Origin of the sequence: Polynucleobacter sp. MWH-HuK1 (assembly GCF_018881815.1) — a bacterium.
Lineage (GTDB): Bacteria > Pseudomonadota > Gammaproteobacteria > Burkholderiales > Burkholderiaceae > Polynucleobacter.
Genome location: NZ_JACVPP010000001.1, coordinates 1,856,682 through 1,872,737, shown reverse-complemented (window position 1 = coordinate 1,872,737; position 16,056 = coordinate 1,856,682). Strand labels below are relative to the sequence as shown.

At 45.8% G+C, this 16,056-nt stretch carries 19 protein-coding genes; 7 read left to right on the top strand and 12 right to left on the bottom strand.

What is annotated here, in order from left to right; translation table 11 throughout:
- The first annotated feature begins 21 nt into the window (after positions 1 to 21).
- Both ICE93_RS09650 and ICE93_RS09645 read left to right on the top strand, forming a co-directional pair.
- On the top strand, positions 22 to 1,083 hold the full coding sequence (locus tag ICE93_RS09650; RefSeq protein ID WP_216187685.1) for a formate dehydrogenase subunit gamma: 1,062 nt from the start codon (positions 22 to 24) through the stop codon (positions 1,081 to 1,083).
- Positions 1,084 to 1,086: 3 nt separating this feature from the next.
- A complete protein-coding gene (locus ICE93_RS09645) occupies positions 1,087 to 1,368 on the top strand; it encodes a hypothetical protein (RefSeq protein WP_216187683.1) in 282 nt (93 codons plus the stop codon).
- Here the strand turns inward: ICE93_RS09645 and ICE93_RS09640 are convergent, their stop codons facing one another.
- Both ICE93_RS09640 and ICE93_RS09635 read right to left on the bottom strand, forming a co-directional pair.
- Positions 1,369 to 2,076 (bottom strand): ATP-binding cassette domain-containing protein, encoded by a 708-nt coding sequence (locus ICE93_RS09640; protein WP_216187681.1) that lies wholly within the window; start codon positions 2,074 to 2,076, stop codon positions 1,369 to 1,371.
- Positions 2,069 to 2,764: an ABC transporter permease gene (locus ICE93_RS09635; RefSeq protein WP_216187679.1), complete on the bottom strand. Its 696-nt coding sequence runs from the start codon at positions 2,762 to 2,764 to the stop codon at positions 2,069 to 2,071. The genes ICE93_RS09640 and ICE93_RS09635 overlap by 8 nt, the downstream gene beginning before the upstream one ends.
- Before the next feature lie 66 nt (positions 2,765 to 2,830).
- Between ICE93_RS09635 and ICE93_RS09630 the strand changes: the two genes are divergently transcribed.
- From ICE93_RS09630 to cls, 3 genes are read left to right on the top strand one after another with little or no spacing between them, the layout of a single operon-like run.
- Positions 2,831 to 3,031: a hypothetical protein gene (locus ICE93_RS09630; RefSeq protein WP_216187677.1), complete on the top strand. Its 201-nt coding sequence runs from the start codon at positions 2,831 to 2,833 to the stop codon at positions 3,029 to 3,031.
- Positions 3,031 to 3,783 carry an endonuclease/exonuclease/phosphatase family protein gene (locus ICE93_RS09625; RefSeq protein ID WP_216187675.1) on the top strand — a complete coding sequence of 251 codons (753 nt, stop codon included), beginning with the start codon at positions 3,031 to 3,033 and terminating at the stop codon, positions 3,781 to 3,783. Before ICE93_RS09630 ends, ICE93_RS09625 begins: the two co-directional genes overlap by 1 nt.
- Complete coding sequence (gene cls, locus ICE93_RS09620; RefSeq protein WP_216187673.1) at positions 3,780 to 5,255, top strand: cardiolipin synthase; 1,476 nt, start codon at positions 3,780 to 3,782, stop codon at positions 5,253 to 5,255. The genes ICE93_RS09625 and cls overlap by 4 nt, the downstream gene beginning before the upstream one ends.
- Here cls and ICE93_RS09615 read toward each other — a convergent pair.
- Together ICE93_RS09615 and ICE93_RS09610 are read right to left on the bottom strand one after the other, a co-directional pair.
- Positions 5,252 to 6,436, bottom strand: coding sequence for a CaiB/BaiF CoA-transferase family protein (locus tag ICE93_RS09615; protein WP_216187670.1), 1,185 nt, complete (start codon positions 6,434 to 6,436; stop codon positions 5,252 to 5,254). The two genes, cls and ICE93_RS09615, sit on opposite strands and share 4 nt — an antisense overlap.
- A 12-nt stretch (positions 6,437 to 6,448) precedes the next feature.
- Positions 6,449 to 7,618: an acyl-CoA dehydrogenase family protein gene (locus ICE93_RS09610; protein ID WP_216187668.1), complete on the bottom strand. Its 1,170-nt coding sequence runs from the start codon at positions 7,616 to 7,618 to the stop codon at positions 6,449 to 6,451.
- Between the two features lie 201 nt (positions 7,619 to 7,819).
- On the opposite strand from ICE93_RS09610, the gene ICE93_RS09605 reads away from it, so the two are divergent.
- Positions 7,820 to 8,323 (top strand): YqaA family protein, encoded by a 504-nt coding sequence (locus tag ICE93_RS09605; protein WP_216187667.1) that lies wholly within the window; start codon positions 7,820 to 7,822, stop codon positions 8,321 to 8,323.
- Here ICE93_RS09605 and ICE93_RS09600 read toward each other — a convergent pair.
- The 8 genes from ICE93_RS09600 to ICE93_RS09565 form a co-directional block, all read right to left on the bottom strand.
- Positions 8,320 to 9,024 (bottom strand): ABC transporter ATP-binding protein, encoded by a 705-nt coding sequence (locus ICE93_RS09600; RefSeq protein WP_216187666.1) that lies wholly within the window; start codon positions 9,022 to 9,024, stop codon positions 8,320 to 8,322. The two genes, ICE93_RS09605 and ICE93_RS09600, sit on opposite strands and share 4 nt — an antisense overlap.
- A gap of 14 nt (positions 9,025 to 9,038) precedes the next feature.
- Positions 9,039 to 9,794, bottom strand: a complete 756-nt coding sequence (locus tag ICE93_RS09595; RefSeq protein WP_216187665.1) for an ABC transporter ATP-binding protein — start codon at positions 9,792 to 9,794, stop codon at positions 9,039 to 9,041.
- Positions 9,794 to 10,753: a branched-chain amino acid ABC transporter permease gene (locus ICE93_RS09590; RefSeq protein ID WP_216187664.1), complete on the bottom strand. Its 960-nt coding sequence runs from the start codon at positions 10,751 to 10,753 to the stop codon at positions 9,794 to 9,796. Before ICE93_RS09590 ends, ICE93_RS09595 begins: the two co-directional genes overlap by 1 nt.
- A 14-nt stretch (positions 10,754 to 10,767) precedes the next feature.
- Positions 10,768 to 11,652 (bottom strand): branched-chain amino acid ABC transporter permease, encoded by an 885-nt coding sequence (locus ICE93_RS09585; protein ID WP_216187663.1) that lies wholly within the window; start codon positions 11,650 to 11,652, stop codon positions 10,768 to 10,770.
- A gap of 87 nt (positions 11,653 to 11,739) precedes the next feature.
- Positions 11,740 to 12,975 carry an ABC transporter substrate-binding protein gene (locus ICE93_RS09580; protein WP_255554586.1) on the bottom strand — a complete coding sequence of 412 codons (1,236 nt, stop codon included), beginning with the start codon at positions 12,973 to 12,975 and terminating at the stop codon, positions 11,740 to 11,742.
- A gap of 73 nt (positions 12,976 to 13,048) precedes the next feature.
- Positions 13,049 to 14,290 (bottom strand): FAD binding domain-containing protein, encoded by a 1,242-nt coding sequence (locus ICE93_RS09575; protein WP_216187662.1) that lies wholly within the window; start codon positions 14,288 to 14,290, stop codon positions 13,049 to 13,051.
- 9 nt (positions 14,291 to 14,299) lie between these two features.
- A complete protein-coding gene (locus tag ICE93_RS09570) occupies positions 14,300 to 14,758 on the bottom strand; it encodes a VOC family protein (protein WP_216187661.1) in 459 nt (152 codons plus the stop codon).
- Positions 14,759 to 14,772: 14 nt separating this feature from the next.
- Positions 14,773 to 15,465: a TetR/AcrR family transcriptional regulator gene (locus tag ICE93_RS09565; protein WP_216187659.1), complete on the bottom strand. Its 693-nt coding sequence runs from the start codon at positions 15,463 to 15,465 to the stop codon at positions 14,773 to 14,775.
- A gap of 112 nt (positions 15,466 to 15,577) precedes the next feature.
- Here ICE93_RS09565 and ICE93_RS09560 point away from each other — a divergent pair, with 112 nt between their 5' ends.
- Entirely contained in the window at positions 15,578 to 16,054 is a 477-nt protein-coding gene (locus ICE93_RS09560; RefSeq protein ID WP_216187657.1) for a CoxG family protein, read from the top strand.
- The last annotated feature ends 2 nt before the right edge of the window (positions 16,055 to 16,056 follow it).

The following is a 16,056-nucleotide window of genomic DNA, read 5'->3' as shown; positions in this document are numbered from 1 at the left end:
AAAACGTTTAAGGACATGTGTATGAAACGATCATTTTCAAAAGTTCTACGCGCTTTAGTAGTGACCGCAGGTTTGTCGCTAACTTTGGCAAGCGGGATCAGTTTCGCGGAGCGTGCACCAATGGCGCCATTGCCTTCTCCAAGTGGAGTGGACATCCCGCCTTTGTCTGTACCTGCCAATCCAAATGCATTGGCTAATGGCACGCAAGCGCAAGCTCAACCTGCGAACCCTTCTATTTTTACCTCTGCTAATAGCGATCCATACAACTATGTCAGCATTCCAGACAAAGAATCTAGCGTATTGATTCAGCGCTCTGGTCAGCAGTGGCGTGTGATTCGCAACGGTGTCATTACTGTCTATGGCGGTTGGTTGCTAGCGCTTGCCTTTTTTGGTGTGGTTGCAATGTACACAATCAAGGGCTCAATCAAACTGCATGAACCAATGTCAGGCGTCAAAATCAAACGTTTCAGTGCTTTTGACCGCCTGGTTCATTGGTTGATGGCTTTTAGTTTCTTGGCTTTGGCATTCACTGGATTGTTGATTCTTTACGGTAAGTATTTTGCAATGCCATTGATGGGTGGCCAAGCTTATGGTTCATTCCTCGATGTTTGCAAGAACATTCATAACTTCACTGGCCCATTGTTTACGATCTGTATCGTGATTTTCTTCTTGCTCTTTGTTAGCAAGAATATCCCGGGCAAAGGGGATATGAATTGGATCATGAACTTCGGCGGCATTTTGAATGGCAAACATATACCGGCTGGTTTCTTTAACTTCGGTGAGAAATTCTGGTTCTGGTTTGGTATGACCTTCTTGGGTCTCCTGATTTCAGCTTCAGGTTTTGTGCTCGATATGATCGTGCCATTCATGACTATTGAATACACCCGTGGCACCATGCAGATTGCAAATATCATTCACAGCAGCGCTGCAATCTTGATGAGTGCGCTGGCGATGGGGCATATTTATATCGGCACTATCGGTATGCAAGGTTCAATCGATGGCATGAAAACTGGTTATGTAGATGCGACTTGGGCTAAAGAGCACCATGAGCTCTGGTACGACGATCTTAATAAAAAGGGTTAAGCCATGAAAAAAATCATTGCTTTCACATTCTGTGCGTTTGCTGGAACAGCGGCATTTGCTGCATTACCTCCTTTAACCCCTGAGCAAGCAGAAGCAGCAGCTTTAACTAAAGCCAAGGCTGCTTATGGAGACAGAGTGGGTGCCTACAAATTATGTCTGGCACAAAACAAGGTGGCGGATCAATTTAGAGTGCCTGGTACACCTGCTCCTGGAGCTTGTACTGCGCCTCCACCATTTACTCCCCCGGTAGCGGCTGCTGCACCTGCGGCGCCAGCAGCTAAGTAACTAGTCGGAGAGCAACTCTTGATGTAAGTAGCACTGGGCTGCTTTAGTCCGAGGATTTTCAAAAAAGGGGCCTACGGGTCCCTTTTCCTTTATCTCCCCCTGATCAATGAAGATGATGTACTCAGAAAGTCTTTGTACTTGAGCTAGTTGGTGAGATGAAAAAATAACATCAGCCCCTTGTTGAGCAAATTGACGAATGAGGTCTTCAACTTGCTCAGTAGTGTTGGGGTCTAAGTTGGCAGTAGGCTCATCCAATAAAACTAAATTCGGTCTAAGAAGAATGGCTCGTGCAAGGCAAAGTTTTTGCCTTTCGCCGGCTGATAATTTATGTGCCGGACTATTGGCTAAGTTGCTGAGGCCAACTTCCTCCATGACCTTTTGGATATCCATTTTTGTGATGTTCGAATCGATATCTTGAACTACCCCAATGTTAGCGGCTGCAGAAGCTTTAATCATTGGAGTGTGATGCAGAACTAATGAGGTCTTCGTTTTGAAGGAGTAGGTTACGTTACCGCCATCTGGTTTGATAAGGCCGTCAAGTACCTTGAGAAAAGTAGTTTTGCCAGCGCCGTTCGGCCCAATACAAGCGGTAATTCTGTCTGCTGGAATGATGGCATGTGGAATATTGAGAATTGTTCTGCCGTTGCTCTTGACGATGATGTCTTTGAGTTCGATGAACCTCTCAAAATTTTCATTGGCTTTATCCATAGCGGTGCTCCGCGACTTGACGTACTGCAAACGTAAATAAGTTAGCTAGTAAAACAATGCCAAGCAAAACGATGCCTAGAGCAAGCGCTAAAGGAAGATCCCCTTTACTCGTTTCAAGCGCAATTGCTGTAGTCATGGTTCTGGTCGAGCGATCGATATTGCCGCCCACAATCATGACGGCTCCAACCTCGGAAATAGCTCTGGCCAAACCCGCAAGGATGGCGATAGTGAGCGAAAAGCGACAATCCCATATCAACCATTTAAAACGAGACAGGGGTGGCAGTCTAAGACTTAGAAAGGAATCGCGGTGTATTTTCCAGGAATCCTCAAGGATTTGTCTGCTAAGGGCGGCGATTAGCGGGGTAGTGAGCAATACTTGGGCCACAATCATGCCATTGACAGTGAATAGCCAACCCCAAGTACCTAGAGGGCCTGTGCGTGAGAGCATGAGGTATACCAAAACCCCAACTATCACTGTAGGCACGCCCATCAAGGTATTGAGGGTCACAATGATCGTCTTTTTGCCGGTAAATTGCTCAGTTGCCAGAAGGGCGCCAATCGGAAGGCCTAAAAGCGTGCCAATCAAAAGGGCGCTCAGGCTTACCTGCAGTGATACTAGGACGATACCCAAAACTGCCCCATCTAGATGGGCAAGCAAATTAAGGGCGTCCTGAAAAGCTTTCAACATGCGCTAGATTCTATCAAGGGAGTGGCAAAATGACTCTAATGCGACTGATTTCCCTATTTTCGACTTATGGCTGAAGTGGTTTGCCTCTGTAATGAGGTTTTCGATGTTGATTTGCGTGAGTATCTAGATACCCACCCGATAGACTCTATTGATGAGTTACGCGAGCAGGCGTCTATTTGTAATAAATGCATGCAGTGTCAGGAATTGGTTGAGGGTGAAATCTATTTAGCGCGCGTTCGACGACAACGTGCGGCAGGGCAGTTTTAATGAGCCAGGTCAACTCTTCTCGCTTCACGGTCTTGAGTATGAATGTTCATAAGGGTTTATCGCCCTTGCATCGACATTCTACGATTTATCAGTTGCGTCAAAAAATGCGCAGCCACTACCCAGACCTACTTTTTTTACAAGAGTTGCAACAAGAGCATCGAGGGAGGGTGCGGCGTTTTGGTCAATGGCCGTTGACAGAGCTAACTCATTTTCTTTCTGAGGATTTTTGGCAGCACTGGCATTATGGAAAAAATGTGGAGTATCGCGATGGGCATCATGGTAATGCGATTCTTTCCAGACACCCTCAGCAAAAAGGAAATAACTACGATATCTCAGCATATCGCTTTGAAGGCCGTGGGTTGCTGCACAGTATTACCAAGTTAAATGGAATAGATAGGCCTATTCATTGCTTTTGTGTGCATCTGGCGCTCTTCGAGCGCGGCAGGGAGCGGCAGCTGGAAACCATCATTCGACATATTCAAGACTTAACGAAAAATGGTCCCACAATCGTAGCTGGCGACTTTAATGATTGGCGCAATAGAGTGAGCGCCCCTATGAAGGCTGCGGGCTTTGATGAGGTATTTGAAGTGCTCACTGGCTCGCCGGCTAAAACTTTCCCCAGTGTAAAACCCTTGTTGGCGATGGATCGAATTTATGTACGTGGATTAAAAATTCATTCTGCTCAAATCTTGCATGAATGGTTAAAGTTATCTGATCACCTTGGCATTACAGCTGAACTGGAACTTGTATGAATATCTTGGCATTTATTTTTGGCTCTCTTTTTGGGTTCTCTCTAATATGGGTCCCAATCGCACATGCCGTTATCGTGCTTTTATTTGGCATTCATTTAATCTCAGCAAGAAGACCGGTCGGCGTTGCCTTCGCATGGTTTTTAATTGTGATTTTGCTTCCCATCATTGGTGTTGCCCTATACATTCTGATCGGTGAGAGGCCGGTTGGTCGTAAACTTACTCGTAAGATTGTTCGCATGAATCGGGAGTACGAGAAGATTACTGAAATGATGCGCGAGGAGTTTGCGGCCGATAGACAGAAATTGCCAGTTGAGGGAAGAGCCCTCAGTCTTTTGGCAGAGTCTAAAAATGGCGCACCGGTAGTGGCTGGTAACAAGATAGAGTTGCATACAGATTCGTTGAAAATCCTCCAAAATTTTATTGACGAGATTAATCAGGCTAAAAAGAGTCTGCACTTGGAGTTCTATATCTGGGCTTTAGGTGGTGATGCTGATCGAGTTTGCGAAGCTTTGATTTCAGCCTCTAAGAGAGGGGTCAAATGTAAGGTTTTGCTTGATTCATTGGGCAGTAAGGATTGGTTTAAGTCTCCATGGCCAGTGCGTTTTCGTGCAGCGGGTATCAAGGTAACAGAAGCATTACCGATTCAGATTGGTCGTTTTCAGTTCCGTAGGGCTGATTTGCGCCTTCATCGCAAGATATTCGTTATAGATGGTGCTGTGGTGTGGACGGGCAGCATGAATTTAGTTGATCCTCGAACCTTTAAACAAGACTCAGGCGTTGGTGAGTGGGTTGATGCTATGGTTCGTATCGAAGGCCCAGTGGCTGCTCAGTTTGAGTTGACCTTTGCATTTGACTGGAGTGTTGATGATCCTAGCATTACTAATTTTAGAGATCGCGAGCCACCAGCATCACCTCGTGAAGGAGGCGCCTTGGCTCAGGAGTTCTCCTCAGGCCCGGTTTACCGTGACGATATTCTTTATCAGGTCTTGCTCTCAGCCATCATGGATGCCCGCGAAGAGTTGACCATTACTACCCCTTATTTTGGGCCGGATGATGGTTTAATCCAGGCGCTGATGGCTGCCGCAGCGAGAGGCGTCAAGGTCACTCTGATCGTTCCCAAGCTCAATGATTCGACGCTAGTAGCTTGGAGTAGTAAGAGCTTCTATGAAGATTTGATGAACTCCGGAGTAATTATTGCGGAGTTCCATGGTGGCTTACTGCATACTAAGAGCTTATTAATTGATAAGCGTATTGCCATCTTTGGCTCTGTTAATTTTGATCAGCGCAGCCTACGCTTGAATTTTGAAATCAGTCTAATTGTTTACAACGTTGATTTTTGCGCCAAATTAGAGAGGTTAATAGGGTCTTATTTAGCGCAATCAGATTATGTTGATCCAAAAGCCTGGGCAAAAAGATCTACATGGCGTCGTTATCTGGAGAATGCTGCACACCTTACTTCACCACTGCTTTAAATTGCTCCATTTGCCCGCATAGACGCTATCTCAGACTCTGAAATCCCGAGCTCTTTGAGAATGGCGTCAGTATGCTGTCCTACTGCAGGTATGGCATCCATCCGGTAGTTGTAGCTGTCATTCAGGCCTGGAGGTAAAAGGGCGGCTATGGAGCCATTCGGCGTATCAACTTTCGTCCAGCGATTGCGTGCTTTCAGTTGTTCATGCTTCCAAAGGCCCGCCATGTCATTGAGATGTGCATTGGCAATTTGTGCTTTTTCTAATCGAGCGATTAATTGCTCTGAACTGAGTTTGCAAAAACAGGCATCAATGATCCCTAAGAGTTCGGCACGTTTTTCGTTACGCTTGAAGTTGCGATCAAAACGTTCGTCTTGAGCTAGTCCGGGATTTTCTAAAACTATCTCGCAAAACTGTACCCATTCGCGTTCGTTTTGAAGGCCCAGCATGACAGTCTTTCCATCGCCTGCTTTGAAGGGGCCATATGGGTAGATAGTTGCGTGTGATGCACCATTTCTTGGTGGCGGGTTCGCCCCGTTGTAGGCGTAATACATTGGGAAACTCATCCATTCGCTCAGGGATTCGAGCATAGAGATGTCAATAACAGAACCTTTGCCAGTTTTCCCTCTTTGCAGAAGGGCGGCTAAGATATTGGTGTATGCATACATTCCTGCTGCGATATCAGCGATGGAATTGCCGGCTTTGCTTGGAGTTTCTGGGGTGCCCGTAACCGATAAGAATCCAGCTTCACTCTGAATCAGTAGATCGTACGCTTTTTTATCGCGATAAGGACCATCACTGCCGTAGCCCGAGATGTCGCACAGAATGAGTTGGGGGTTTTCTTTTTGCAAAACCTCTGCAGTAAGCCCCATGCGGGCTGCAGCTCCCGGAGCTAAGTTTTGCACCAAGACATCAGCTGTCTTTAGTAGTATCTTGAGCGTGGCGAGGGCTGATGGCTGCTTTAGATCTAAAGTCAAACTTTCTTTAGAGCGATTCACCCAAACAAAATGAGAACTGAGTCCATCTACCTGGGTGTCATACCCCCTAGCAAAGTCACCACTACCAGGCCTTTCAACTTTAATAACTCGTGCTCCTAAATCAGCCAATTGACGAGTGCAAAAAGGTGCTGCAATAGCATGCTCAAGGGAAACAACAGTAATGCCATCAAGCGGACAAATGTTCATATTGATAATCTTTTAGAAAGATCTTGGCAGTCCAAGAACATGCTCGGCAATATAGGAGTAAATCAGATTGGTTGAAATTGGCGCCACTTGATAGAGGCGAGTTTCTCTAAACTTACGTTCAACGTCATATTCATTGGCAAAGCCAAAGCCACCATGAGTTTGTAAGCACACATTAGCGGCCTCCCAAGATGCTTTGGCCGCAAGGTACTTAGCCATATTGGCTTCTGGCCCACATGGTTGGTGATTGTCAAATAGTTCACAAGCCTTGAAGCGCATAAGATTAGCCGCTTCAGTTTCGATATAGCTATCTGCGATCGGAAATTGAATCCCTTGATTTTTGCCAATAGGTCGATCAAATACGACTCGGTCATTGGCATAACGACGTGCGCGATCAATAAACCAGTAAGCATCACCTATGCATTCAGCAGCAATTAAGACTCGCTCTGCATTCAGGCCGTCTAGAATATATTTGAAGCCCTGACCTTCGGTGCCAATGAGGTTTTCAGCGGGTATTTCTAGATTGTCAAAAAATACTTCATTAGTTTCGTGATTGACCATATTAGCAATTGGTCTAACCTCCATACCTTTGCCAATAGCATCGGCAAGATTTACGATAAAGATCGACATGCCTTCTGATTTTCGCTGCACTTCGCTGATAGGGGTGGTGCGAGCAAGTAGGATCATCAAATCAGAGTGTTGAATACGGGAGATCCAAACTTTTTGGCCATTCACAACATACTTGTCACCTTTTTTAACTGCAGTGGTTTTTAGCTTAGTTGTATCAGTTCCTGTGGTTGGCTCGGTCACGGCCATGCTTTGTAAGCGCAACTCACCTGATGCAATTTTAGGGAGATACATTTTTTTCTGGGTTTCTGATCCGTGACGCAATAAGGTGCCCATGTTGTACATCTGCCCATGGCATGAGCCTGAATTACCGCCAGAAAAATTAATCTCTTCCATGATAACGGAGGCTTCGGCAAGACCTAGACCTGATCCACCGTATTCTTCGGGAATGAGGGCGGCTAACCATCCAGCTTTGGACATCGCATCCACAAACGCTTCTGGATAGTCTCTTTCGTGATCAATTTTTTGCCAGTATGCAGAATCAAAAGAGCCGCAGAGGTCGCGCAATGCTTCGCGCATTTCTTGATATTGGTCTGGCTTTGGAATGGGGTAACTCATTGAGGTCTCATTTATAGGTTTTATGGTTTAACTGCTCATACAGTCGTTAGTTTAAGCAAGATTTAGAAAACATGGGGCTCACTCAAAACAAGGCAAAATAGCCCATATGAGAGCAAATGAAGGCGCCATAATTGCCAATAGCCTAAGTCAGTGGATTGAGTTCATTTGCTTGCGGGCCTATGTTATGGGAGGCAGGCCTTAATGGAGCACATGTTCGAGCATTTCTTTGCCTGGTTTGGAATGCCCTCCGTTGGATTGCCAGCGGTATTTATCAGTTCCTTTATCTCAGCAACATTAATTCCTGCAGGTTCTGAGCCAATTTTGTTTGGCTATGTCACGCTCAATCCCCACTTATTTTGGCTTGCAATCATGGTTGCTACAGTTGGCAATACATTGGGCGGAATGGTGGATTGGTGGCTTGGATTGGTGGCCCGCAATAGCTTTAAAGCCATGGATGAGCCTAGCAATAGTCGCCTCAAGCGTTGGCTAGAGAGTTGGGGCCCCAAGCTTTTGTTGCTCTCTTGGCTGCCTGGTCTTGGGGACCCATTATGTTTGGCGGCGGGATGGTTAAAGCTTCCCTGGCGGCCATGCTTAATTTATATGTTTATAGGTAAGCTATTACGCTTCATTATGTTCACCTGGCTGCTTACCATGGTCCCAGATAGTTTTTGGCATCAGCTGGGCCGCTGGTTGCACCTCATTTAAACCGCACAATACTTCTGCTGAATCTCATCGTTGTTTAAAAGGTTCTGAGCAGTATCGTGGAACACAATTTCGCCTTGATCCAGAATATAAGCACGATCAGAAATTTTTAGAGCTTGCTGGACGTTTTGCTCCACTAAAAGAATTGTTAGACCCTCTTGCTTTAGTTTGGCAAATAATTCAAACATTTCATCGACCAATACCGGCATGATGCCTTCTGAAGGCTCATCGAGCAAAATCACTTTAGGCTTGCCAATCATAGCTCTAGCAATCGCTAGCATCTGCTGCTCACCACCAGACATAGAAGTGCCATCCTGATGTAGGCGCTCTTTAAGTCTAGGGAAGGTTTCGGCGATTTCATCAACGAGGGCGGCCATGTCGCCAGAATTCTTTTTGGCGATCACACCAAGCTCTAAATTTTCTTTTACAGTAAGGCCGGGAACAATACGGCGATCCTCGGGTACATACGCTAAGCCGAGGTGAAAGCGTTCATGTGGCGGTAAATCTAAAAATGAAGTGCCATCAATTTCGGCTTTACCTTGACGCTTGGAAAGTAAGCCCATTAATGAGCGCAGGGTAGTTGTTTTACCTGCACCATTGCGACCCATTAGGGTCACGATTTCACCTTTGTTCACTTGGAGTGATACACCTTGCAAGACGTGACTGCGGTCGTACCAGGCATTTAAATTCTCTACACGCAACATAATTTGCTCTCTATTTAACCTTGGCCTAGATACACGCGACGTACCTCGGCATTATTTTGAATTTCTTCGGGCGTGCCTTCTGCCAAAAATTCACCATGGTGCAAAACAATGATGCGTTTGCATAAACCCATAATAAGTTTCATTTTGTGCTCAACCAGTATGACCGTGCGCTCACTAGCAAGTGTGCGTATCAATTCCATCATCACTAAGGTCTCTTCTGGAGACATTCCTGCTGTAGGCTCATCCAGCAAGAGTAGGCTTGGATTGCAAGCTAGTGCCATCGCAATCTCGAGTGCGCGTTGTTGACCATGAGCGAGGTCGCCCGTCTTTTTATTACGTAAATGATCAAGATTAACGCGGTGAAGCAATTCATCAGCGATTTCAATAGGCTTTGGATAACTCTGCGCATTACTAAGAAAGTTATAGCGTGATGTCTCCATTTGAGCTGCTACGCGGACATTTTCATGGACGCTTAATTGCTTAAAGACATTTGTAATCTGAAAACTCTTAGAAATCCCAATACGAGCAAACTCATGTTGCTGCATGCCGGTAATGTCTTTGCCGTTAAATAAGATTTGACCGCTTGAAGGGGGGAATGCACCGCTCAGAACGTTAAAGAACGTACTTTTGCCAGCGCCATTGGGTCCGATGATTGCAGTCAGCGTTCCAGGCATAAAGCTGGTCGATACATTTTGCAGGGCCTTGAACTTGCCAAAACTCTTGCTAACGTCACGCGCTTCAAGAATGGGGGTTGTAGTTGCGCTATTCATTATTTCGAATCCTGATTAATTTGTAGCTTGCTCAGAATGGTTCCCCAGATACCTTTGGGGAAGAACAGCACAAAGAACATGAAAATCACGCCAATGACGGCCATCCAATGTTTGGTGAAGGTGGTAACGACATCTTCAAGGTAAAGCATGACTGCCGCACCAATAAATGGACCAAAGAATGTGCCCATACCACCTAAAATACTCATCATCACCGCTTGACCAGATTGAAGGTAATGCAAAGAATCAATTGGAACAATGGATAAGTGGAGGGCGCGCAATGAGCCTGCTAAACCACAAATTGCTGCCGATAAGACGAACACCAATAATTTGGTACGAGCAACGTCAAATCCACAGGCTGCAGCACGTTTCTCATTCTCGCGAATTGCTTCCATCACTGCTCCCAAAGGTGAGCTCAGAATGCGAGAGATCAACCAGATAGCAATTACTACAAAGAAAAGAATGATGTAGTACTTTGTCAGAGGGTTTAAGAAATCCACTGGGATTCCAAAAATATTGAATTGATCGACTCGCACGCCACGCAAACCATTCTCGCCACCGGTAAGGCTCTCTGCCTTATAAAATATGTAATAAATGATTTGACCCAGCGCCAAGGTCACCATGGAGAAGTAAATGCCCCGAGTACGAATGGCCAGATAGCCCATGATGAGTCCACCCAAGGCTGCGCCAATAATACCAACTAAGATGGCAGCTCCCCAGGGCATGCCATAGTGAACAATGCCAATCCCAGTCAGGTAGCTACCAATTCCTAAGAAGGCGGCATGACCAAATGAGAGAAGCCCCATGTAACCAAATAGCAAGTTAAAGCCCATAGCAAACAATCCAAAAATCAGGATATTGATCGCTAGGGCCTCATACGGCATGATGAAAGGGAAGATCGCCAAAAATAACGTACTAGCTAGTACGCGATGACGTGCAATAAGTTGGAAGAATGAATTCATAAATATACCGAGCCTTAGCCCATCGCTCCTGCTTTACCAAATAAACCTTGCGGGCGAATTAATAGCACTACAGCCATCAATATAAAAATAGATAGCTCCGCTAAGTCAGGGAAGAAAAGGGATGTCATGCTATAGACCACACCTACTAATAGTCCGGCAACCACTGCGCCTACTGGTGAGCCCATGCCGCCGACAACAGTCACCACAAACGACTCTGCCAAAATCGGGATGCCCATCTCAGGATTTACAGAACGTGTTGGCGAGGCCAAGATACCTGACAGGCCTGCGATTGCGCAGCCCAGTCCAAAGACTAATAACCATACCTTGGCAATATCAACGCCCAATACTTTGACGATCTCTTGATCCGCTGCACCAGCTTTGATAATGAGACCATAGCGAGTTTTTTGGATGAGAAACCACACTCCTAAAATAATGAGTGCGGTAGCAGCAATTAAGAAGAGACGGTATTTGGGGAAGTAGCCAATTCCAACATTCATTGATCCAGTAAGTCCTTCAGGGGTGACTGAAGGTAGACCCTCAATACCGAAGGTAACTCGCATAATTTCGATCAGCACATAAGAAAGGCCAAAGGTAAGCAGCAGAGGATAGTCAAGTCCGCGACCGTATAGCGGCCTTACTAAGAAACGCTCAGTGATCAAGCCAATAGCGCCAGTAACCAAAGGGGTTATCACTAGACTAAACCAAAAGCTTCCGGTGATGCCCAAAAAGTAGACGCCCAAAAATGCGCCCACCATAAAGAAGGCGCCATGAGCGAAATTAACTACGTTAAGCATGCCAAAAATAAGGCATAAGCCAAGCGCAAGAAGTGCATAAATGCTGCCTAAGGCAATGCCTGTTAGCAACTGCATGGCAAGAAGTTCAAAAGTAAGACCGGTCATAAATTTACTCAGAAAAAACTCCCCTTCACCGGGTGGTATTGGGGAGTGGGTCAGGGTGAACGATTAGTCCACCCTGAAATTTTGGGATTAGGCTTTGTGGCCTAGCTCTGCGCAAGAGCGCATGTTTTTCTCAGTAGTAGGCTCAATCGTCAAAATATTGAAGACGTCATACTTGTCTTTCATATTTTTAGATTTTGACTCTACGATGATGACTGTTTGAACTGCTTGATGATCACATTTGCGATAGTACTCCGGACCCTTGTAAAAGTCGTACTTCAAGTTTTCCAGTGCAGTAACCACCTTCATTGTGTCAGTGGATTTTGCGTTCTTAACTGCGGCAAGAACAGTTTTTACACCGGCATAGCCTAGTGCACCGTAATCGGATGGCACGGAGCCGTTATACATCTTGCGGAACGCATCATTAAATGCCTTGGCGGTTGGGATGCGATCTTCCAGACCCCAGTAATATGAAGTGCCGCCGATAATGCCTTCAAAGGCATCTGGACCACCAGCAAGACGTGCAGTGTAGAGAAGTACCGGTGTCACGATCTTGATGTTATTTTTGAGGCCAAAGTCAGTACATTGCTTAGCTGAATTAACTAAGTCGCGACCAAAGTTACAGAGAACCAAGATATCTGGATTTAATGCTTTGATACGTGGCAAGAAAGCAGAGTAGTCAGAGGTACCCAATGGGTGGCGAATATCAGCCAAAGTAGTTGCGCCCATTTCTTTTCCAGCGCGCTCAAAAGCACGAACCATTTCATGGCCGTAAGCGTAGTCTGCTGTCAGGAAAACAATTTTCTTGCCGAAGCGAGGAATAGAGTAACGCGCTACGGCACCTGCAGTCATAGTTGGGTTTAGCGCTTCGTGGAATGTGTATACGCTCCAGTCTTTAGCTTCGTTAATTGCATCGGATTGGCTAATAGAGTTAAAAAGCACCTTACGCTCTTTGCAAACTGCATTGATTGAAAGTTGTGTTGCTGCAGAGAGTGAGCCAACAACGTAATTCACTTTATCTTTTTCAATCAACTCCAGGGTTCGGGTTGCAGCTTCACCTGGGTTAAGTTTGTCATCTCGAACCAAGAGTTCTGCTTTCCGACCATTAAAACCGCCAGCATCGTTGAATTCTTTAATGGCCAATTCAGCAGCCCTAACTTGGTCTTGTGCCTCAGCAGAGAATGGACCAGTCAAAGGGGTTGGAAAGCCAATCTTAATAGTGTCGGCTTGTGCGTTTGCAACATTTAACCAAAGTGGGGTGCTTGCAGCAGCAGCTCCACCAATCAACATCTTGCGTCTAGTTTGATTCGTTACTTTTTGTTTCATGGTTGTCTCCTCCATATAAAACTTTGTTAAATAAGAATACTTTTTGTTATCAAATCTTAACTGAATGCGCCAATTAATGTGCGTACTCAGGCACTGCTTTCCCTTGAGCTAATAGTTCGCTGATATCGATAGCAGTTTCTGCCATGACAGTATCCGCATTTCTTTTGAGCTTCTCGTTATCCCTATTACCCTTGCTACCCTGGGCTTGCATATAGCGCCCCAAATACTGGGCTCTGGCTACCACCTGTTGGCCAAGCTTAAGACGTTCATCGCTGTAGGCTTTGAGGGCAGCTGGGGTGGCTCCAAGGGCCGCAATATGCTTTGCAATTACCATAGCTTCATCGCCGGCTTTGGTTACACCCATACCAACATGTGGCCTGCCAACGAATGCTGCATCACCCATTAATGCGATTCTGTCAAAAACAATTTGTTCAGAGCGCACGTCATAAATTGCTTGCAAGAATGGGGCTGCGGTTTTCTCTAGAATTTCAGCGTACTGTGGTGCTAAGATTTCTTGCGCTACTTTACGCATATGAGCAATATGCCTCCAAGAAACCTTCAGCGGCGGAATACCAGTGGGGTAATGATTTCCATCATCGTCTGTCAGAAGGCTCACTAACTCTTCATGCTCCGAGGCGGGGCGATACCAAACAAAGTTATATCGACGCTTTCCTGGGCGAGTATCGTTGCCAGAGCCGGCTACGGGATAGCCTAGCATTTGCTCACCATTGGGTAAGCAAAAGCCAAATTGATTAAATAGCGTCTCGAGTGTGTACTTTGACAAACAAGCCTCATCACAGACGCCACGCCAAGCAATGTATCCGGCGTACTCAGGCTGAATCTGTGGAGCAACTTGAGCTCTTACTGCAGAGCGGATACCATCAGAAGCAATTAGTAGTTCACCATCATATTTGCTGCCATCCTCACAAAGCACATGCACAGTACTTTCATCTTGTGTAACTGTCTTTACTGTTTTTCCTTGGAGGTAGCGTTCACTAGGGAAGCCTTCTTTGAGCATGTGATACAGGCGGCTCCAGGATGTAAGCACTTGAGGTAATTCCATTTCTCCGAGGCTTTGACCATCGGCGCCCAATGTAACTCGTTTATTAACAGATACGCCTAGAGTTTCATCAACAGCTACTCCAGCAGCGCGCAGTGCTTCAGCTAAGGCATCGTGAGTCACAATACCAGCGCCTCTGCCATCTAAGGATCCAACTGTCTTCTCTAGGAGGGTCACATCGTGACCTTGGCGCAGCAGAATATTGGCAGCAAATAAGCCGCCAAGAGATCCGCCTGCTACCAATATTTTTGCCATCACTAGCTCCTATGCTGCTTTCGCATCTAAGGCGGTTTTTTCTGCTGCTGGATAGTTCAATTCAATAACAATGCCATTAGGGTCATCCAAAAATATTTGATAGAGTCCTATGACCGGTACGGTTCTCTCGCGAAAAGAAATATTTAATTTTTTGAGAAGCGCAATTTTTTCTTCCAGACCATTTGCAAAAAATGCGATGTGATCAACCGCGCCTGATCCATGCAAGGAGCGAGGGTCGCGCTCACCTAAATATTGTTTTAGACCGTTCGGATCATTTTTATCAATAGCGATAAGGTGTAGTACTGCATTAGCCCAGCTACTTTCATCGCCGTTGTAAAGCCAAACACCTGGAAACGGGAACTCTGGTCTAGGACCGACTTTTAAGCCAAGTAACTTGCTATAGAACTCAGTAGTTTTTTCGATCTCGAGGCTGCGGATTGAGAAGTGGTTAAGGCTTAAGTTAGACATGATGACCTTTGTAATTAAGCGAATAGTGATTTGGCGGAATGAAGATAAGCCTGAACGCGATCCCGAATAATTTCTTGTTCGGTATCAGGGCTTTCAGCGGCATAGATGGCTTGCCCGTAGATCCAGCGGCGCATCCCGATGTAGAAGACACCGCCATGCAGACCCATTAGGAATTCAAGCTCACGCTGAGTCGGTTTTGAGGTATTGGGTCTACCACAATGCTTGCGGGTTTCCCGGATGAGTCGCGGTAATAAGCGTGAGCGCAAAAGTTCAAAAAATTTATCGCTGATGGAGTGATCACTCAAACCAGAGAATATTAAGATGCGTACGAAGTCGTAAGTGAGTACGGTATTTGAATAATCGAGATAAAAAGCATTCAACTTTTCTTCTGGAGTGAGCGAGTTATCGTCCAGCAATTCTTCCCACTCAGGCTTCCAGCGAGATTCAAAAACCTCTTTGTAAACTTCCTGAATCAAGGCATCTTTAGTGGGGAAGTAGTGATAGAGCAGGGTGTGTGTAACACCCAATTCTTTTGTTAAATTTCTTAATTGACCATCAATGCCATGCTTAGCGAAGAACTGAATGGCGCTATCCAATATTTGGCGCTTGCGTTCAGCTGTACCCATTCGCTTTCTTGTTGGCGTTGCTACCCCTGCTGAAACTTCAGCTTTATTCGGGCTGGAAACGCTATCTTCAGTAAAACGCATGGGTTCTCAGGGTTTATCCGAATTTGGACTTATTGACCAAAAGTTAAATAATGGTACATTGTTGAACAATTGGTAGATAAGACTCTATTCGTACAAACCCCAAGGAGATCAAATGGAATTAAATGGTGAGCAACTAATATCGGCTCCAATCCCTGATGTGTGGAAGGGTTTGAACGATATTGACGTGCTGGCCAAGTCCATTCCTGGCTGTGAGGAGATCAGCCGAGTTTCCCCGGAAGAGATCCACGCCAAAGTAATGTTCAAAATCGGGCCTGTTAGAGCCCGCTTTGCCGGGAAATTGCTCTTGAGCGATATCGTTCCTGACCAGTCATGTTCTATGGCCTTTGAGGGGTCTGGTGGGGCAGCAGGCTTTGCCAAAGGAAAGTCGCGTGTAGAGCTTAAGCAGGCCGAAGGGGGGACTTTGGTCTCCTACACAACTGAAGCTTCGATTGGCGGCAAGTTAGGACAAATTGGTGGTCGCTTGATTAGCGCATCAGCAAAAAAGATTGCAGACGACTTTTTTCAGAGGTTCGCAAAAGAATTAGGCGGGGAGACAGTGGCGTTGGAGTTGGACGCCAGCAGTAAATAAAA